The organism is Bacteroides sp. Marseille-P8574 (genome assembly GCF_902825465.1).
In the GTDB taxonomy this organism is placed as follows: domain Bacteria; phylum Bacteroidota; class Bacteroidia; order Bacteroidales; family Bacteroidaceae; genus Bacteroides; species Bacteroides uniformis.
This window is the reverse complement of record NZ_CADEBE010000002.1, coordinates 1302351-1320784: the sequence shown is the minus strand read 5'-3', so window position 1 is coordinate 1320784 and position 18434 is coordinate 1302351. Positions and strand designations below refer to the sequence as shown.

Here is an 18434-nt window from a genome sequence, read left to right as displayed (position 1 = left end):
CTAACTTGTGGAACCACTGTTAAAACTATTAAAAAAAAGACGATGAAGAATGAAAACCAATATGTGGCTTATCTTCGGGTAAGCACACAAAAACAAGGATACTCAGGACTGGGACTTGACGCACAGAGGGAGATAATACAGAAATACCTCTGTGGAAAAACTCCGGTTGCTGAATATATCGAAATTGAATCGGGCCGGAAAAAGGACAGACCCAAACTTAAGGAAGCGTTGACCCTATGTAGAAAAGATGGAGCAACGTTGATTGTAGCAAAACTGGATAGACTGGCAAGGTCGGTTTCATTTCTGTCCAACCTGTTAGAAAGTGATGTGGATATAGTATTTTGCGATTTCCCACAAGCAAACAAGATGATGCTGCATATCCTGTCCGCAATATCTCAATACGAAGCTGAATTGATAGCAGCCAGGACGAAAGCATCATTGCAGGCCAAGAAAGCAAGAGGATTCAGACTTGGCAATCCGGAACACTTGATGAAGAGACATGAACAGGCTATCCAAAACAGTATCAGGACTTGTAAGCGGAAAGCGGACAATAACCCTAATAATACGAGAGCTGTCGCAATGCTCCGTACATTAATCAGGGAGAACCATACACTAAAGGAGATGGCTGATATTCTGAACAGGGAGGGATTCGTTACTTCCCAAGGATGCTGCTTCTCCAAATCAACTGTATATAAACTGATTAAAAGGTATAACTTAAAAGAGGATTGAAATTATGGAACCCAAGTATGTATTGATTCTAGACTTTTTTGTCGGCTGCCTGAATATCATAAAGCTGACGGACGAAGAGCTGAGAGAATCAGAGGAATATGAGGACTTTGAAGATTTTCTCTTAACCATCGAGGAGAAATACGGATTCAGACTTAATAGTTGTCAATGGATGGTTACAGAAAATCTGGACATCCATTGCTATCAGAACGGGGAAGAGACAGAACCCAATCTGTTATAGCCAAATAAGGAAGAGAAACCGGGGTAATGCTTGGTTTCTTTTTTTTATTTCTTTGACTGTAAGTATGTATCTCTGGGAAATCAGGAATTCCAGAAACGAAAAGTTTTGGAAAGAGTCACCCGTTCATTGTTTTATGGTCATTTGGGAAGGGTGGTCAAATAATTCTTTTAACTAAGGAAAAATGACCGTACCCCACCATGAACCGTCATTCATTTAATTCAAAGTATTAATTGACATGGAAAATAACAATAGAGCGGTGATTTATGCCAGAGTAAGTTCCACCACCGAGCGACAATCCACGGAGCGTCAGGTATCGGATCTAGAAGTGCTGGTAAAATCGAGAAATATGAGAATCGAGAAAATATACGAGGAGAAAATATCAGGCGCGAAGAAAAATTCAGAGAGAGCGGTTCTTACAGAGTGCCTTGAATACTGTTTCTCCGAGGGTATAGGGACACTACTCATCAGCGAACTCTCAAGACTGGGCAGAAATGTTGATGAGGTGCTTAAGAATGTGATGCTGTGTAAGGAGAAGAGGCTGAACGTCCATTTCCAGAAAGAGAACCTCAGCATATTCGACTCCACGGGTAAAGAGCATCCCTTCCTTACCATCTTCATCGCTATCCTTGGAACTGTGGCTGCGATGGAGAGAGAGAATATCAGCTTCCGTCTGCAATCGGGGAAAGCACAGTATATCGCCAAGGGAGGCAAGGTAGGCAGAAAGACGGGATACAGAAAGCCGGAGGAAGACAAACGTAAGCAATATGCCGGTGTTTTCAGGTTACTCGGCAAGGGTTATTCAATGAAGATGATAGCCGGAACTGAAGGGAGTGAGTGTCAGTACGGTCCGGAGATTGAAAAAGGAGTTCGGGCTGTAGATGTATTATAAATCGGAAGGGAAGCTGTGTATGGTTTCCCTTCTACTTTTTTTCTTCTTTCCGGTCTGTGTGAATAAGGAATGACCCGAAGAGAAAAGAGGTACCGGAATTGGATGAAGGGGCTATGACTGGTGTTGATGAGAGGTTGAATAAGAGAGGCTACTTCGTATCCTGCCAGAGTGGAGAGAAGAAGATTGGTTTTGTTCTATTTTTTCTTCTTCTCACTTTGGTAGACTGCGAAGCCGGTCTACTCTTCTATATCCTCATTTAATTATTATTTCACCCCCTTTTTTTTACTTCTCTATATATATTAGCATGTGCATCGAAAAATAGGGGGTAACAATTTTTCATTTGTTATCTTCCAATCAAAATAGAAATAAGAGCTTCCCATCCTATTACAGACAGAAAGCTCCTTCAGAATAAATATATAAATATTAAGGTCATAATCCATCGGCAAAAATACAAATAATACATATGACTCTCAAGGACAAACCGATAAAACATTATGTATTGCCGCCGTTTTTTATCCCCCCACAGACAACTAGAATATCCATCACTCCGTTTTCTATTATGTAGCCAAAGGAGAGATATCAGTGGGGGAAAATGTACGGCGGCAGTATGTTGGGATATTATAATAGGAAAAGATATATTTGTAGTGTCTACACAAATTCATACTTTTAGATAGAACTACTGTCGATATGCTCTGTCCGGTGATGGATGGGGCATATTTATTTCAGGACACAGCAGGAATTCAAACAATAATCATTAACTTTACGCTCAACATGTAACGTACGCATAGCATATTAAATTCATCTCCCGTCTGGTCAATGATGATAGGACGGGTATTTGCTTATCTCATCGAGGCCGTAATTTGAACTGTGTCAGCTAAGGAAAAGAATATATATTATCTCTGGAATAATCAATCAGAAACGAAAAATTGATGATGGCGTAACTGATGTTCAATGACTTATAAGGAAATCCGATGAAAGCCTCGCCGATGCCAAAGTGCAGGGAAATGAAAGGTAACGAGGGCGAACGGTTTTCAAATTATTACCCGGTAACTGGATTAATTCATGGAGAGCTGGAGATTGTTTCCACAGCCTACCTTATTTTGCGTTGCGATGTATAACTTATTGATAACTAATTTTGTATCAGAAACGAATTGGATCGTGAGAAGTACATTCAAAGTGCTGTTCTACGTGAACGGCAGCAAGGAGAAAAACGGTATTGTCCCAATTATGGGACGGGTGACAATCAACGGTTCTGTAGCCCAGTTCAGTTGCAAGCGGACTATTGCCAAAGGACTTTGGGACGCGAAAGGCAACCGGGCAAAGGGAAAGAGCAAGGAAGCGCGGGATGTCAACCTCGCCCTTGACAACATCAAGGCACAAATCATCAAGCACTATCAACGCCTTTCGGACAGGGAAGCGTTCGTTACTGCTGAAATGGCACGCAACGCCTTTCAGGGACTCGATACGGAATACGAGACACTGCTCGGTGCGTTCGACAAGGACAATGAGAGTTTCAAGAAGCGTATCGGTATAGACCGGGCAGAAGGTTCATATCGGGTGCGGGTAAGGTCAAGAAAACATCTGGCGGCGTTCATAAAGAAATGCTACAGGCAGAGTGACATTTCCATGCTTGAGCTTACCCCCGACTTCATCAAGGAGTATGAGATTTTTCTTTCCACTGATGCCGGACTTCATAACGCCAGTGTGTGGTCAAACTGCATGTGGCTGAAAACAATCGTGGCGAAGCCCCATTACAACGGGCTGACACCGAGAACCCCGTTTGCCCAGTACCGCGTCAGCCAGAACGTCAAAGAACGAGAATACCTGACCGAGGATGAGATCAAGACGGTTATGACGCACGAGTTTGCAAACAGGAAGCTGGCTTATATCCGCGATCTGTTCGTGTTCGCCAGTTTCACCGCCCTCTCTTTCGTGGATATAAAGGAACTGACCACCGATGACATTGCGGAAGTGAACGGTGAGAAGTGGATATTATCGAAACGCCACAAAACGAAAGTGAATTTCCAGGTGAAGCTGCTGGATATCCCCTTGCAGGTCATCCGGCGTTACGAGAGGTTCCAGAAGAATGGGCTCGTGTTCCCCAATCTGAACTACTGGTCAATCTGCAAGCCGTTGAAACAGATGATAAGGGAATGTGGGATAAGCAAGAACATCTCGTTCCATTCAAGCCGCCATGGGTTCGCTACGCTGGCTTTGAGCAAGGGCGTTCCGATCGAGAGTGTAAGCCGGGTTCTGGGACACACGAACATAGTCACTACGCAGAAATATTGTAAGATCACCACCGAGAAAATCGACAAGGACCTGACGGTGTTCGGTGATCGTCTTAACCAGTCGTTCCATGAGATTTCAATAGCGATGTGATGGAAAGAACAATTATAACTATCTGCAAAAGCGGCAGTGTAAGCATTCCAAGCGGTAATGTATGGATGTTATAGTTACAAAGTCTCCTTTTGAAGTGGCATTTTCTTTCTACCTGTGCAGCTTTTTTGCGTACCTTTCTTCTATTTTTGTGTTTAAAAAACAGTCCATGATACAAAATAGCGGAATTTATTTGCTGTTTTCCAATAATTCGTCTTTCTTTGTGAATAGTAAAACAGAAAAGTACGATAACGAAACAGAAATAGTTCTAAACATATTGCAAAACTTGTACTGACGGATTATTAGACCTGGTTAAATCTGGAAAATTTGAATTTAGGAGCCTATAATGATTTAGTCAAAGCATGTTCTGTACCCCGACAAGGGGCATGGACTGACTTTAACTTATTTAGACTCCGCGGTTTTTCCAGAACCCTACCAGATGAATAAGGGAAGAGTGGGTACGTGCTCCTTTCTTTTATTCGTATTTCTACCTTTCCGGTTTTTCTTGTTTTTCAAATGTGTTGTGGGTTAAAAGGTTAATGTTTGTTGTCGCGAACTGATATGAACCTTAAACAAAGAGGATAATCTCATTGAATATTGTCATCTTTACAAGAACAATTATGAAACACGTGATTTTTTCACCTTGGGTGGGCAAGCACTATCATACCGGATGGAACGGGAAACGGATGATGGTGTTGGGAGAAAGCCATTATTGTGCTTCTTCCGAGGAGGCCGTGCCACAAATAACCAATCGGATAATAACCGATTTGATGGATGCAGACAGCGAACACGAAGGTTATAAGAATACCTATACGAAGTTTGCTAATGCTTTGGCAGGAAAATTCCTTTCTTTCGATGAACGAAAACGTCTGTGGCATTCTGTCCTGTTCTACAACTACGTGCAAGTACCCATGTCTGGAGCACGCATCTCTCCCACTACACAAGAATTTGCCCAATCAGAAACGGCATTCTTTGAAGTACTCGAAACTTATCGTCCCGGTTGCATCATCGCATGGGGCAAGCGGCTTTATAACAACCTGCCCCGCAGAGGATACCAGTTTCCTGATTTGGCTCTGCCGAATGGTGACAGCATGGAGACATGGGCATACGAAACTTCCGATGGGCAAATCGTGGAAGTGCTACCTATCACACACCCTTCAGCAGCATTCGTTCCAAGCTATTGGCACGAAGTGATACAAACATTTCTCAACCGAATTCCATAAGAAACAACAATATGGATTTGAAATTAATCAGTTTGCTGATACTGATTCTTTTAAATGGATTGAGTATTCAATCTAAAACAGAAAAAGATATGGGAAAAGAAGAATTTTATTGCGAGTATTGCGGACACAAGTTCCCTAATGTCCGCTTGTTAGTCTCAGGCAGTTGCCCGCGTCATCCAGATGGCAGCAACAAAGGTCGCCACAAGCTTTACGAGGGCAGCGAAAAGACAAAGTACACATGTAAGTATTGTGGCAAGTAGTGTCCTTCCATCCAAGTGATGGTGGGAGGCACGTGTCCCTATCATCCGAAGGGAAGCAATAAGGGGGCGCATGCACCGGCATTGTAAACTAATGGAATGTGGAATTATTAAAATAAAAATATATGGGATGGAGTAAAATTTTAGGCGATTTAGCCAAAGATTATGTATCTGCAAGAGGTGTAGAAGGTACTATTGAGGATATCACAAAGCTGACTCAAAAAGGAGGCGAGGTGATTAATATGTTTAGTGAAAAACTTGACAAAAAGTTTGAAGGTGATGCTGGAGACAATGCTTGGGATGATTTTCTTGCTAAGTATCAGGCATGTTTAGATGATAATCAGTATGAAGAAGCTGTAGAGTTGCTTGATTTTTATTTTGAGCAATATGGATATGAAAAAAAATTCAACTATTATTATCTGCGAGCTTGCACTTTAATTCAACAGTGGAATAATTCCGAAGAATTAGGTTTGTCCGAAGAAGATGAAGTCCCCTTGATTATACAGTCAAGTAAAGATATTAAGAAATGTATCAAATTGGCAGAAAATACCGAGCAGAAAGATCTTGCAGTATCTTTGCAAGAAGATTTTAACGAAGTAAACAACCAAAAGAAATATCTGGGCTTATGGGAAAAAGCATTGGGTGAAATAGAAAAATATTGTGATTTAGAAGCCCTATATACAGGTTCTAAAAAAACGGACTGCGAAAAGGCTTTTTCTATATTATCAAATTTATATGATGAAATGGGAGAAGTGAAAAACTGGTTCTATTTCTATAAAAGGGGCAGTATCTATAACACCTTGTTTGCTGCATTCATAAAGATTCCATCAGAGAGAAATTTGTTAAAACCTGAAGAGTTGGATAAATACATCTCAGATGCTTTATATTGCATAAAACGAGCTGAAAATTTATACGAGGGTGATGATGAAGAAGATATTCATTCTTTAAATCTGTTAAAGGAACAGTATAACGAAATAGTAGCCAAATTGAAAGAAGGTGTTGGACAAGAAAATACAGTTTCTTTAAAAGAAAACACTGATACTCCTTCCTCTTCTGATGCGGAAAAGGAGTATTTGGAGGAATTGAGAGAATGTCTGAAAAATGGGATTACTGATAGAGAACACAGATTGCTAGACAGACTGCGTAAATCGCTCGGCATTTCGGTAACAAGAGCTTTGGAGCTAGAAAAATCATTAAGTCCTTCTCTTGCAGATGAAGAACAGGAATATCTTGAAGAATTAAAAGATATTCTGAAGGATGGTAGAATTTCTGATAGAGAACGACGGTTATTAGATAGATTACGTAAGTCGCTCGGCATTTCAGAAGCAAGAGGTAGAGATTTGGAAAAAATGGCTCAATGAGCTTAAGTAAAAATTATTATTAGTTATTATTCAAATGTGGAATGGAAACTCTTTTGGCTTGGATTATAGCAATATGGTGGAGTAATGTTGTTGCCAATTATCATCATTTATGAGATATTGTTATTTATAGGGCATCTATATATTAGTAAGGAAGTAGATTTTGCAAGTATGGTTTATCGTGACTGGTGTTATTGTATTCATAGAATCGATCTTTTTCCTATGTCATAGCAGAAAAGCTTCTGATTTTATGTATTACTTGTATCGTCCATTTGGTATTCCTCTCTCTATGCTTTTAGGAACCCATTGTTAGAATTATGCTAATAGTAGTAAGTGTTGTTTTGTTGCCGGAAGGCCTAGAATATTTCTTGTGGCAATAGTTCTGAAAGTCAAAATTGCATGAAGTTGTTCTTTGAGATAAACTTTATGCAATTTTGATTTTAGCTCTGCACTCTTTTCGCGCACCTCCCCTCTACCTTTGTACTCATCAAACGAAAGAAAAACAGTTATGAGTTGCAGTATTTCTATTTATATCCGGACGAAAGATTGGACGATGGGCAATTGGTGCGGATGCAGCCTTCTGATACGAGAAGGGGGCAAGGCGACTGTGGAGTGGGGAGACGGAAAATTACACAAAGTGACGGGATCTTCCGAATGGATATACGTCACCCATGAATACCCCAAGCCTATATTGCCTTACGTGATTCGCATCTCAACGGAAGAGGATGATGCCCTATGGGGCTTTCAGGATGCCATGCACGAAGTCAATGTGTTGGATTTTGATTGTAGCAGTTGCCCTTCCTTGCGGTTTCTTGAGTTTTCGTATTTGGAGAAATTGGATGTCAGCCGCAATCTGCATTTGGAAAGGCTGGTTTGTGACGAAGGAAGCTTCGCTACACTCGACTTGTCGCAGAATACGGAACTCAGAATGCTGGATTGCCATTATTGCCCCAAACTGGTTTCTTTGGATCTGACTTCGTGCAATCGCCTGGAACGACTGAATTGCTGGCTTTGCGGTTCTTTGTCCCATATTGCGTTGAGTAACCAATCCGTTTTGAAGGAAGTGAATTATGGAGATACCTGTCTGCGTGAGAAATCGGAAAAGCATCTGCTTCGATTGATTGATCGGAATGGAGGAGCCTTGTTTGATTCTTTGTTTAATATGTGGAATGATTAATAGTTGCTGTTATGAAAAAGAAGAAAGGGCGTATTCGGAACTTGATTCTATTCGGTACCATCAAGGATTTGATAGACCGCTATGAATATTCCGAACTACAGGAGGAATTAGGATGCTTGTGTAAGAAGGACGCTCTGTTGCCGCTGATGCAGGATGCTTATGTCCAGTTGAAGGCAGTGATTCCTGAAACGACAGACCGCACCGTACAGGTGGTGGAACGATGGGAATATTGTTCGCCGATGATAGACATGAACTGCCATATACGTACCCGAAGCGGAGAAATACTTTCACCGGTTGCAATCTGTGACTCGTGGCCGGAGCTGATGAGTATGCCTGTCTATTGCTTGAGAAGGCTGAGGATGACGGAGAAGGAATTGCTGGCCGGAATCTTGTGGGAGGTGACTTATTACAAGGATAGCTATCTTGAAAACAGAGGGAAATGTAATTGTAAACTTAAAACAACAGAACTATGAAACTTGCAGAAGCTCTCAGTCTGTGCGCTGATTTACAGAAGAGAGTAGCCAACGAAAGTGAGGCTGAAAGACAGTTCGAATGTACAGGAGGGTGATGAGCCTGCCGAAGACCTAAACGATTTGTATCAGGAACTGGGCTGAAGGAGAACTCATTCATAGTATGATTTGGACAGAGGCGTTTTGGAGCATGGTGCATATTCAGCAAGGGCATAAGCGCATACTGCATATTCCGAATGGGCGGAGCATATCGCATTACCGAATGTCAGCTATGACAAGAAAGAGCAAGGGAGGGACGTGGAACGTTAGAACTTAAAAAATGAAAAAGTATGAAGTACAAAGATGGCTATATTGCGGATTACGAAATGTTGGGTCAAATGACCGTAAAAGAGCTGGAAGATACGCTGATGCGTATCGCCGATGATGTCTATCTCAGCGAGGATGCTAAGAGGGAGCTGGTGAAGATGTACCTAGACGAGCGCAAATGGAAGCTGGACAGGGAGTTTGTCTTTACAGAGGAGAATGTGCGGCGGATGAACGAGATGAATAAGCTTTTTGAGAAACAAACCGCCGAAGTGATGCATCTGGCGCATCAAATCTTTCTGGATGAAATGGAAGTACGGCGGCAGACTCCGGACGGCTATAATCATCTGGAAGTACGGGCAGAACTGCTGATACCTTATAATGAATATGGTGCGGAAGAGGAAAGTGTGGCAGGCTTGGACACTGAGTGTGACGAGATGTTATGGGGCATGTTAGGCTCTCGGGGCATCAACTGGATGCTTGATTCTTTTAGGCTACTTGCTGAATCTGATGCTACTTTCACTACGGTAAGCTGTGATGTAGAGCGGATGATTGTAGAAGCACTGTATGGGTTTCTCGAAAATGGGGAAGTTGACAGGTATAGTTGGATAAGTTTCAGGGAAGAATCGGACAGGGAGAAGGTGAAGGATATCTGTTTCGTCCGCCCGTTTCATAATCTGTATGATTTTTGCGGATTTTCGATGCAGGATATTTTGAAGATAAAGCAGTTTAGACTTAATGTGGAAATGGTGTATGAAAATATATAATGGTTATCCGGATGAGGTTGTGATAGACGGCGTGGAAACGACCGTGCACGACGTAAACCGTATGTTGCTTTCCTTGATGTGGGACAAGCGGCTTTCTGACGGAGATAAGGGGTATTTGCTCTGTCAATATCGCACTGAGCGCCAGCGTTACTTGGATGCGCAGTATGAAATGACAGAAGAGAACCGGAAGTTGCTGGCTATGCAGGAACAAAAACTATCGGATGAAATCGAAAATTGCGAAGTGCGCCTGGAGCGTTTGAAGCAACGTGAACTGGAAAAGAAGGCACAAGGGCTACGCTCGGCCAAACGTATAGCTTATCATTTGGAAATTGATAACCGCGCTCTCGAAGAAGGAGAACCATATAACACGGAAGAGGTGGAACTTTGGGATTATCTGTTCTCAGAAAATTGCACCTTGTGGTCGTGGGGAGTGTCGTATAATTCTGTGGAAGTGCGGGAAGAAGAGGACTCGAGACCGGACTGGCGGAAGAATTTAACGAGGATGATACAGCCTGGTAAAAAGGAAGAATCTTCTTTCAAAACACTCGAATGCTTAAAAAAGAAATATGGTGTGGCTTGGCAGGATGTACAGAAAATCCAACATTTTAAACTGACTATTCAGATGGAATATTAACTTTGCAGAGAAACTCGTTTCCTTAATAAGAATTATGGCTAAAGACAGATTTAAAAAGTACCTTTGGATAGTGAATAAGCTCTACACTACCGGAGGTATCTCTTACAAGGATTTGGTGAAGGCGTGGGAATGCAGTGTGCTGAATGACGAAGGCACGCCCCTGCCCAAGCGTACATTCGATGACTACCGGAATGCGATAGAGGAGACTTTCGACATCAACATCCTATGTGATGCTTCGGATGGGTATAAATATAAACTGTGCGATGCCGAGGGTCTGCAGAAAGACACGGTGAAAAGCTGGTTGCTCAGCTCGTTTGCCGTGAACAACAGTATTTTGGAGAGCCGCAAGCTGAAGCGGAGAATTCTGTTTGAGCAGATTCCGTCGGGCAATGAGTTGCTGATGTACATCATCGAGGCCATGCAGGAAAGCAAGACCCTCAGGCTGACCTACCAGGGTTTCCACCACAGCCACTCGGTCACGTTCTTAGCTGAGCCTTATTGCGTCAAGGTGTTCAAACAGCGTTGGTATATGGTGGCCCGCAGTCCGGAAAAGGACTGCGTCTTCATCTATGCCCTTGACCGCATCCTGCAACTGGAAATGACGGATGTGACTTTCGATTTCCCCGACAGTTTTGATGCCGCTGCTTATTTCCACGACAGCTACGGCATTATGGTGACACCCGATGAACTGGATGTGGAAACCATACGCATCAAGGTGACCGATCACAATCATAAACGGCAGTATTTGCGGAAGCTCCCCCTGCATCATTCGCAAGAAGAAGTGGAGAAGTACAAGGATTATTCCATCTTTACTTATCGCCTGTATCCCACTTATGATTTCTTTCAGGAAGTGCTCTCGCATGGTGCGGAAATAGAAGTGCTTTCTCCGAAGTGGGTGCGTCAAGAGTGTAAAGAAATAATTGACGAAATGCTGAAAAATTATTCGTAATCTCTCCATTAATTAATGGTCATTTCCTCATCCAGATGCACCGAGGAAATTACCCGGTGCATTTGAATGATTATTTGCATTTTATTCTGTAGGTTTATCTTTAATGGACCGGACTTTGTTTTCCTGCTCTTTTGCCGCTTGCTCCTTGAGCCGTGCCTGTTTTGCGAGGGCGGCTTACCTGCGTACCGCCTCCTCGTAGGTTTTCACGTCCTTACGCATCCGGTTGATCTTCCCGTTGTTCCGGTTGAGCTCGAAGAGGTTCTCCAGTCCGGCGATGCTTTCGGGCGATACCTCGCCCTTCATCCTGATGTAGCGGTACTTCAGGTCGTTGTCGATGCGGTCGTAATTCTGCCTTCTTTCAAAATAGAGTGCTGAGCCTAACAAGGCTGTCAGAAGGACGATGCTGGTCAGGATCGCCCAGTCCCATCTGTTCTCAAGCGCGAACGAGTGTCGGATCTCGTTGACGGTGCGCCGGACATCCGCTCCACCCGTCTTTTTGACGGTTTCTTCCAGCAGTTGTCTGATCTCCCCAAAATCGGGCTGCTCCCTCCAGGCGATACAGCCTATCCGGTTGTTGATGGCATGCAGTTTATTCACAAGGGTTTGGGCGAACTTCGCCAGTTTTGCCTCTGTATACTTGCGGTTCTGCCTGTTACTTTTCTCGATTAAAGCCCTGATGGGAGCAATATCCATGTTGGCGGCATTGGTACTGCCGCTTTGTGATGCCTGCCGGCTCTTGCTGAGGGGCAGCAACTCTTCCAGCATGGCGATGATGGTTCCTGTATTTTCTTTCATCTTGATTGTTTTTTAGGTTGTTGTTAAATTCTGAATCCCTTGTTCTTCTTCTTCCGTTGCATCAGCCGGCGGAACTCGGCTTCCTCCGGAGTCTCGGTGCAGGATGAAGGGGTGAGGTCCAGCAGTCCCAATAAACCGCTGATAAGCTCCCCGCTACCGCCTGAAGCCGGGCTGATGCCTTGCCGGAAGGATTGTGCCTGCCGTTCCTGCTCTTGAGTTGCTTCACGTATCTGCCCGTCGAGGGATTGCTGCTGTCCGTTCCTATGGCGAAGACCGACTGAACGAAGTTGGTGAGCATGCTTGAATCCAGGAGGTAATGCAGTACGGAAAACGACCTGGAAGAAGGGGCGGTACCGGTTGGCCGACCGCTTATAGGCTATCTGGATATCAACTTGTCCTTCAATAGGGCATTCAGTACCTCATCGCGTAGGTTGCGGGCTATCGGTATCTTGTGTGTCCCTATGATGAGCATATTCCCTTCTATGGCTTGTACTTTGCTTGTCTGCACAATGTAGGAGCGGTGTACTTGCATAAACTGGTTACCAGGCAGGAATTCCAATAAACTCTTTAGGGGAGAATAGGTGATTTCCTTTGAAGAGGAAGTATGTATCAATACGTAGTTGCCCATACTTTCTATGAACAGAATATCCTGGATGGTCACCTTCTTGAGCAGTTTGTCTGTCTTTACGAAGAGGTAAGGCTCGGGAGTGGATTCTTGCTCTTTCTGTAGCAGTTCATGCACTCTGTTCACCGCTTTCAGAAAGCGGTCGAAGGAAATGGGCTTGAGCAGATAATCGGTTACATTCAGCTCATATCCTTTCAATGCATACTGCTCGTAGGCTGACGTGATGATGACTTTGGGCGGATTACGGATACCGCTTAGAAAATCAATGCCGTTGATGTAGGGCATTTCTATGTCCATAAACAGCAACTCTGGCTGTTCTTTTTGCAACAGCTCGTTCAGTTGCAGGGCGTTCTCGCATTCTCCTGCCAAAGTCAGGAAATCTGTTTTTTCAATGTAACCGCGCAATCCTTTGCGTGCAATCGGTTCATCGTCGGTTATCACACATTTTATTTTCATAGGGTGTCAGTTCAATGGTGAGTTCTGCAAAGAAAGTGTTTTCTTCGGGACATATCTTTAATAGGTGTCTGCCGGGATATAGAATCTGCAGGCGCTTCTTCATATTTTCAATTCCCAGGCCACTGCTCTTTTTACGGTGGGCGATTGCCGGTTGGTCTACAGAGTTCCATGCTGTAAAAACAAGCTTATTTTCAATAGCTTTCAAGGAAAAGTGAATCCAATAGGCTCCGCCGACATATTTGAAGGCATTTTCTACTAGAGGCTGGAATAGGAGAGGATGAATCTCCTGCGTGTGGAGGTGTTCGTCGTATTCCTCTGTAAGTACAAGTCGTTCACTCATCCGTAATCGCTGGAATTGGATGTATGCCTCCAGATAGTCGAGTTCCTGCTTTACAGTTACCTTCTGCTTGATGTCATACAGTTGGTAGCGCAGCAGTTCGGAAAGCAGCTCAATGGAGTGCTTGGCCTGCATGTTGGAGTCTTCTATCTGGAAGTAGATGGTGTTCAGCGCATTGAAAAGGAAATGCGGATGATATTGTGATTTCAGTAGTTTGAGTTCTGTATCCAATTGCTCGTTTCGGAGCTTTTCCAACAGCAAGGTCTGACGCTGGTAGTATTCGGATATTTCCTTGTTACGGATGATTGTATAGTATAGGAGGTTGAGAGGAACATAGATAATATTAATTAGAATATAGTCGCTTATCGGTTTTCCCAATTCTATGAATCCTAATGCATAGGTGGCTGACAAGGCAATGTTGATGGTTGTGAACAGTCCGAGCGTTATGTACGAATACTCTTTGCTTATGGATATTTCTTTTCTGAATATGTATTTATGAAAGATGTTCCGGAGGCAGTAGTCCACTATATAACAAAATAATATGCTCAATAATAGGGCATGTAGCTGGTTGTTGAAGTCAGGCCACCATTCAGTTCCCCGCGAAGGGTCCGTTGCCAGCCTCAGGAAATAGAACTCGATTACTCCTAGGATTAAAGGAGATATCCAACGCAGGAAATGCTTCATTCGGAATTGTTTTAACTGGTTACAAATTTATTCGTTTACTTTCACTTATACCACTTTTATGGGTAAATTCTTTCGGTGTCTCTCCTTTGTGGAAGCGGAAAGAAAAGCCTACGCCCAGTTTCATTCGTATTTTCTCTTTATACCATCCTTGCTGGGTGGCGCTGAATAGGGCTATGTGCATGTAGCGTGAGGAGAATAGATTTTCGGCAAAGATACGCAGTGTTCCCCGGTCATCGAATATACTTTTGCTGATACCGCCGGATACAGACCACATGGGGGAGATGATTGCTTGCCCCTGGGGTGTCTTTCCGTTCCAATAGCCGTTCAGCTCGGCTGTCCATCCTTGGGGCAGATGCAGTTGATGGCCTATGTAGAGCATGGGAGTAAACTTCTTGTTCCGGTATTCGTCTCCATCCATTTGCCAGGCATACTTCCGGTAGATGAGGAGCAGGTTTGTATTAATCTGCCACCACGGGAACGGTTTCAGGTTGGCGGCACTCAGCCGTATGCCTGCTGAATAGTCGGAAGAAAGATTCATGGGCAGTACCAATATGCGTTTGTTTTCTTCGGCCACGTAACTTTTAGTTATTGGATGCCGGGTATAGGAAGCCAAGAGACTCATCCGATAGCGGTTCTTTAGGATATAGGAAAATTCAGCGTTATGGGCAAGTTCCGGTTCCAGGTGGGTATTGCCTTGTTCGTACAGATAATTGTCGTTAATGGTGACAAACGGGTTCAGGTCCCGGTATTGCGGACGTACAATCCGTTTGCTGTACAGAAAGGAGAGCTGGTGCATATCCTTCCACTGGTATTGCATTTGCAGGAAAGGGAAGATATGGGTGTAGTGATTGGTGAAGGAAGAGTCTGCACGCAGGGCATTCCCTGCCAGTTCTCCTTTTATATTGGTATTTTCTACGCGTATTCCTGCTTCCATCTTCCAGGATTTTCCGAAAGATGTATTCAATGTTATATATCCGGCGTTGATATTCTCATTGTAGATGAAGTGATTGTTCAGTGACAGTATTTCTTGCCAGTTGTCATATATCTTATTATAATAGATAGCGGAGTTGTCGATGGATACAAAGGTAGTCTTGCCACCGATACCCAGTGTTGTTTTCTCAGAGAGCGGTGCAACAAGGTTCGTTTGTCCGCAATAGATTTGAATATCCCCTTTCATGTCTCCCTTGAGTAGGCTGTTCCTATATACTTCCGAGGATTCTATGAGTGAGAAACTACTTCGCTGGTCTTGTTTGTTGGCATTGCCGAACAGTTGGAAATCAAAGGAAGCATCCCATTTCAGTTTGTTGGGGGATTGATAGCCGATACTGATTCCGCCAATCAGGTTGTGCTGGCTTGCTTTCAGGCAGTTCTGGGTGATGGAGGAGGAATCCGGGGCTGCTGCGAGTGAATAGAAATCTGAACCAAGCTTTTCTTTTCCTGATTGGCTGAACCAGTTACCGTTGAGATAGCCGTTCAGATTGGCATGCGGAGTCAGCTCATAGTCGGCTGCAATCCTGAAGTTATGGGATTTATATGCGTAGGTACGATGGGCTTGTTGCCCCATATGGAAATCAAGGATTTGTTGGGTGGCCAAGTCTATGTATTCACGGGACATGGTGGTTTCATTAAGGTTGATTCCCTCATAATAGGCATAATCGGTATATAGATTGAACTTGTGCTTGCGCAGGTTTAGATAAATGTTGCCATAGCCGGAACCGTAAATATGTGCCTGATTGTAACCGGTATTCCCGCCGGCAACCAGTCCTTTTATATTTATCCTTTTTGTTTCAATGTTTATCACTCCCGTTTTCCCGGCTGCATCGAGATGGGAGGACGGATTGTTTATCAGTTCTATTTTCTCCACTGTCGATGCTGGTATACTTCGTAAGTAGTTTATCAGTGTTTCTCCGCTCAGATAGGTTGTCTTTCCATTCATCAGTACGTTGATGCCTCCTTGTCCGTCTAGCAGAATATTACCGTTACTTTGAATCTGTACGCCTGGCATCTGTCTCAATGCGTCGTACAGATTGCTTTGTGCACCTGAAATGGTAGCCGAAAGGTTGTAGACCGTTTTCCCGGCCTTCATCTCTACCGGTACTTTTTGTGCAGTAACGGTGATGCCGGACAATACATAAGAATTTTCCTCCATAAGAATCCTGCTTAGTTTGGCGGTTTCTTTGTCGGCGATATTGAAAGGGATGTAGCGGGTTTTGTATCCTACGGCCGATGTCTTTAACAAATAACTGCCATTATGTCGCAGGGGTAGGGTGAACTGGCCTTGCTCTCCGGTGACAGTGCCTTGTACAAAGGAAGAATCCTTTGCATCCAGTCCCACCACGGTAGCTCCTTCTATGGGTAGTTGCTTACTGTCGGTTATTTCACCTTGTACCGCTTGTGCTTGAAGTATGGAGAAAGGCAATAGCAGTCCCCACAAAAGAATTGGAATTCGTTTCATCATCATATCCATTTGTTTTCTGCACGAAAGTAGATATGAGGAAGATAGTAATCAAATAAATAGGATGAATGGCAGGAAATCCGTGATGAACGGTTGTTTGCCAGTCCCAATTTAAAATTAAAGGAAAAGGACTCATTCCTGATGAAAAGTAAGAAACAAGTGCTTTTTCAGGATTAGGATCAAAGTCTGGCATGTCATCGGTGTATCTTTTCTGATTCATACTTTTTATAGAAAAATAAGAGGCAAGCCATCATAAACTTACCTCTTGTACACTGCCTTGACCCTTACTGAAACGGTGAATTTTCCCTCAACATCCGATTCCTGTACACCACTCCCCGTTCCTTCCTTGAATACAGTTCCATCCTTGAGACACCAAAACTTTCACGGTTGGCATTATAGTTGTTGATTGCCATCCCTTCAATGTCATCCTCAGAGATACTATGCCTGCCGAATGTACCGATGAGATATTCCAGGGCAGCATCGTATAAGACACCGTACCGACATAACCATTTTGCTCTTGAGAGTATGGAACTGTGCCTATTTCCATCTTCATAACTGTCCGGATACTCTTTTCTCCATTTCCTGTCCACGTAGTTAATCAGTGTCTTGTCCTTCCATAACCTCTGAAAACCTGTATTCCTCTCAATCTCTTCCGGCGTATGAATGAAACAACCGCCGGAACCACCATGATTATAACTCTTTGCAGCAGGTTCAAGAATGGATGGGTCATATTCAAAGTGGTAAGGAAGCAACGTATCTTTCTCCGGGTTGACATAGACATCAGGATCATAACTCAGGAAGAACGTGCGGCTTAGATTATGACAACTCTTATCGAATTCATCAGTCCTTGGGTATAACCTTTGCTTCACCTGCCGGAAAAGATTGTAATGATGCTCCGGGTCGGTGTTGTCGTGAACCATAGCCGCCTTCACACCCTTGTTGCTTGGAGAGAACCATACTGCGTAAAGATGGAGAGGATTGGCATATTGAATGAGTCTTTCCTTGAATTCTCCTGCCGCCTCATGTGATCCGAAATCGTCAAAGTCAAGCACAAGGATATTGGAATACTGGCGCAGGTTGGTCGGGTCATCGTTCCTATAGTCGAATATTCCGGAAGGTGCTATCATGGGGAGTCTGTGTTTCTCTTCCTTGTAAGCCTTCTCTGTTGTCTGTTTTCTAACCATGTCTGTCTGCTTGGAAAGTTTAGTGTCGGATGCTATAAGTTCAAGGATATGGTCGAAGTTATAATAGATCCTGCTTCTTGAATCACTTGAATTAAAGTAGTAGCTGATTGTTTTGTTTATCATATCGTTATTGTATTTTAGATTGTTATTTGCTTTATTGTATCGTGAACCTCCCCAAGAGACCGACCAGGCTTTACTTTGGAAGAAAGCCGGTCCTCTCAGTATCTTCGTCTCTCAGGAAGAACCACTATTTTTCAGTAAAGGAGCTATGGAAACGGTTGATGAAAGATTGAAGAGAGAGGCTACTTCGTACCCTTCCAGAGTGAGAGAGAAGAAGGATGTTTTTTGTTTTGTTTATTCTTTTCCTCTCACTTTGGTAGACCGCGAAGCAGGTCTCTTTCCTCACTCTCTATTCTATACTCCTTTCATTTAATATATTACCCCCCCCCTTTTTTTTACTTCTCTATATATATTAGAATGTCCATCAAAAAATAGGGGGTGTCACAATAAATCTTATCTTAGCTC

General features: G+C 43.4%; 19 protein-coding genes. 13 read left to right on the top strand and 6 right to left on the bottom strand.

What is annotated here, in order from left to right; translation table 11 throughout:
• The first annotated feature begins 42 nt into the window (after positions 1-42).
• The 13 genes from HUX74_RS18150 to HUX74_RS18095 all read left to right on the top strand — a co-directional run bounded on the left by HUX74_RS18150 (position 43) and on the right by HUX74_RS18095 (position 11373).
• Positions 43-729: a recombinase family protein gene (locus tag HUX74_RS18150; protein WP_174647172.1), complete on the top strand. Its 687-nt coding sequence runs from the start codon at positions 43-45 to the stop codon at positions 727-729.
• A gap of 4 nt (positions 730-733) precedes the next feature.
• Complete coding sequence (locus HUX74_RS18145; protein WP_117867170.1) at positions 734-967, top strand: hypothetical protein; 234 nt, start codon at positions 734-736, stop codon at positions 965-967.
• Between the two features lie 235 nt (positions 968-1202).
• Positions 1203-1856: a recombinase family protein gene (locus HUX74_RS18140; protein WP_371808739.1), complete on the top strand. Its 654-nt coding sequence runs from the start codon at positions 1203-1205 to the stop codon at positions 1854-1856.
• 1155 nt (positions 1857-3011) lie between these two features.
• On the top strand, positions 3012-4238 hold the full coding sequence (locus HUX74_RS18135; protein ID WP_174647352.1) for a site-specific integrase: 1227 nt from the start codon (positions 3012-3014) through the stop codon (positions 4236-4238).
• 617 nt (positions 4239-4855) lie between these two features.
• Positions 4856-5458: a hypothetical protein gene (locus HUX74_RS18130; RefSeq protein ID WP_117867167.1), complete on the top strand. Its 603-nt coding sequence runs from the start codon at positions 4856-4858 to the stop codon at positions 5456-5458.
• 89 nt (positions 5459-5547) lie between these two features.
• The gene (locus tag HUX74_RS18125) at positions 5548-5718 is read left to right on the top strand and encodes a hypothetical protein (RefSeq protein ID WP_217451034.1); all 171 of its coding nucleotides are present in this window, start codon (positions 5548-5550) and stop codon (positions 5716-5718) included.
• A 122-nt stretch (positions 5719-5840) separates the two neighbouring features.
• Positions 5841-7076 (top strand): hypothetical protein, encoded by a 1236-nt coding sequence (locus tag HUX74_RS18120; protein ID WP_174647171.1) that lies wholly within the window; start codon positions 5841-5843, stop codon positions 7074-7076.
• A gap of 505 nt (positions 7077-7581) precedes the next feature.
• A complete protein-coding gene (locus HUX74_RS18115; protein ID WP_174647170.1) occupies positions 7582-8250 on the top strand; it encodes a hypothetical protein in 669 nt (222 codons plus the stop codon).
• An 11-nt stretch (positions 8251-8261) separates the two neighbouring features.
• A complete protein-coding gene (locus tag HUX74_RS18110; protein WP_174647169.1) occupies positions 8262-8723 on the top strand; it encodes a hypothetical protein in 462 nt (153 codons plus the stop codon).
• The gene (locus HUX74_RS20600) at positions 8720-8818 is read left to right on the top strand and encodes a DIP1984 family protein (RefSeq protein WP_217451033.1); all 99 of its coding nucleotides are present in this window, start codon (positions 8720-8722) and stop codon (positions 8816-8818) included. Before HUX74_RS18110 ends, HUX74_RS20600 begins: the two co-directional genes overlap by 4 nt.
• A gap of 231 nt (positions 8819-9049) precedes the next feature.
• Positions 9050-9790: a hypothetical protein gene (locus tag HUX74_RS18105; protein ID WP_174647168.1), complete on the top strand. Its 741-nt coding sequence runs from the start codon at positions 9050-9052 to the stop codon at positions 9788-9790.
• Positions 9777-10424 (top strand): hypothetical protein, encoded by a 648-nt coding sequence (locus HUX74_RS18100; RefSeq protein ID WP_174647167.1) that lies wholly within the window; start codon positions 9777-9779, stop codon positions 10422-10424. Before HUX74_RS18105 ends, HUX74_RS18100 begins: the two co-directional genes overlap by 14 nt.
• Positions 10425-10458: 34 nt before the next feature.
• Positions 10459-11373 (top strand): YafY family protein, encoded by a 915-nt coding sequence (locus HUX74_RS18095; protein ID WP_174647166.1) that lies wholly within the window; start codon positions 10459-10461, stop codon positions 11371-11373.
• A gap of 174 nt (positions 11374-11547) precedes the next feature.
• Here the strand turns inward: HUX74_RS18095 and HUX74_RS18090 are convergent, their stop codons facing one another.
• From HUX74_RS18090 to HUX74_RS18065, 6 genes are all read right to left on the bottom strand, one after another.
• Complete coding sequence (locus tag HUX74_RS18090; RefSeq protein ID WP_174647165.1) at positions 11548-12168, bottom strand: hypothetical protein; 621 nt, start codon at positions 12166-12168, stop codon at positions 11548-11550.
• A gap of 376 nt (positions 12169-12544) precedes the next feature.
• Positions 12545-13249, bottom strand: a complete 705-nt coding sequence (locus HUX74_RS18085) for a LytTR family DNA-binding domain-containing protein (RefSeq protein WP_174647164.1) — start codon at positions 13247-13249, stop codon at positions 12545-12547.
• A complete protein-coding gene (locus HUX74_RS18080; protein WP_174647163.1) occupies positions 13218-14270 on the bottom strand; it encodes a sensor histidine kinase in 1053 nt (350 codons plus the stop codon). Before HUX74_RS18080 ends, HUX74_RS18085 begins: the two co-directional genes overlap by 32 nt.
• A 19-nt stretch (positions 14271-14289) precedes the next feature.
• Positions 14290-16731: an outer membrane beta-barrel protein gene (locus HUX74_RS18075; RefSeq protein WP_174647162.1), complete on the bottom strand. Its 2442-nt coding sequence runs from the start codon at positions 16729-16731 to the stop codon at positions 14290-14292.
• Complete coding sequence (locus HUX74_RS18070; RefSeq protein WP_174647161.1) at positions 16649-16945, bottom strand: hypothetical protein; 297 nt, start codon at positions 16943-16945, stop codon at positions 16649-16651. The genes HUX74_RS18075 and HUX74_RS18070 overlap by 83 nt, the downstream gene beginning before the upstream one ends.
• Positions 16946-17009: 64 nt before the next feature.
• Positions 17010-18032, bottom strand: a complete 1023-nt coding sequence (locus HUX74_RS18065) for a BT4734/BF3469 family protein (RefSeq protein WP_174647160.1) — start codon at positions 18030-18032, stop codon at positions 17010-17012.
• Between the last annotated feature and the right edge of the window lie 402 nt (positions 18033-18434).

Coding starts and splice junctions, on each gene's coding strand:
- HUX74_RS18150 (WP_174647172.1), top strand. CDS start 43: ATGAAGAATGAAAACCAATATGTGGCTTATCTTCGGGTAAGCACACAA.
- HUX74_RS18145 (WP_117867170.1), top strand. CDS start 734: ATGGAACCCAAGTATGTATTGATTCTAGACTTTTTTGTCGGCTGCCTG.
- HUX74_RS18140 (WP_371808739.1), top strand. CDS start 1,203: ATGGAAAATAACAATAGAGCGGTGATTTATGCCAGAGTAAGTTCCACC.
- HUX74_RS18130 (WP_117867167.1), top strand. CDS start 4,856: ATGAAACACGTGATTTTTTCACCTTGGGTGGGCAAGCACTATCATACC.
- HUX74_RS18125 (WP_217451034.1), top strand. CDS start 5,548: ATGGGAAAAGAAGAATTTTATTGCGAGTATTGCGGACACAAGTTCCCT.
- HUX74_RS18120 (WP_174647171.1), top strand. CDS start 5,841: ATGGGATGGAGTAAAATTTTAGGCGATTTAGCCAAAGATTATGTATCT.
- HUX74_RS18115 (WP_174647170.1), top strand. CDS start 7,582: ATGAGTTGCAGTATTTCTATTTATATCCGGACGAAAGATTGGACGATG.
- HUX74_RS18110 (WP_174647169.1), top strand. CDS start 8,262: ATGAAAAAGAAGAAAGGGCGTATTCGGAACTTGATTCTATTCGGTACC.
- HUX74_RS20600 (WP_217451033.1), top strand. CDS start 8,720: ATGAAACTTGCAGAAGCTCTCAGTCTGTGCGCTGATTTACAGAAGAGA.
- HUX74_RS18105 (WP_174647168.1), top strand. CDS start 9,050: ATGAAGTACAAAGATGGCTATATTGCGGATTACGAAATGTTGGGTCAA.
- HUX74_RS18100 (WP_174647167.1), top strand. CDS start 9,777: ATGAAAATATATAATGGTTATCCGGATGAGGTTGTGATAGACGGCGTG.
- HUX74_RS18095 (WP_174647166.1), top strand. CDS start 10,459: ATGGCTAAAGACAGATTTAAAAAGTACCTTTGGATAGTGAATAAGCTC.
- HUX74_RS18090 (WP_174647165.1), bottom strand. CDS start 12,168: ATGAAAGAAAATACAGGAACCATCATCGCCATGCTGGAAGAGTTGCTG.
- HUX74_RS18085 (WP_174647164.1), bottom strand. CDS start 13,249: ATGAAAATAAAATGTGTGATAACCGACGATGAACCGATTGCACGCAAA.
- HUX74_RS18080 (WP_174647163.1), bottom strand. CDS start 14,270: ATGAAGCATTTCCTGCGTTGGATATCTCCTTTAATCCTAGGAGTAATC.
- HUX74_RS18075 (WP_174647162.1), bottom strand. CDS start 16,731: ATGATGATGAAACGAATTCCAATTCTTTTGTGGGGACTGCTATTGCCT.
- HUX74_RS18070 (WP_174647161.1), bottom strand. CDS start 16,945: ATGAATCAGAAAAGATACACCGATGACATGCCAGACTTTGATCCTAAT.
- HUX74_RS18065 (WP_174647160.1), bottom strand. CDS start 18,032: ATGATAAACAAAACAATCAGCTACTACTTTAATTCAAGTGATTCAAGA.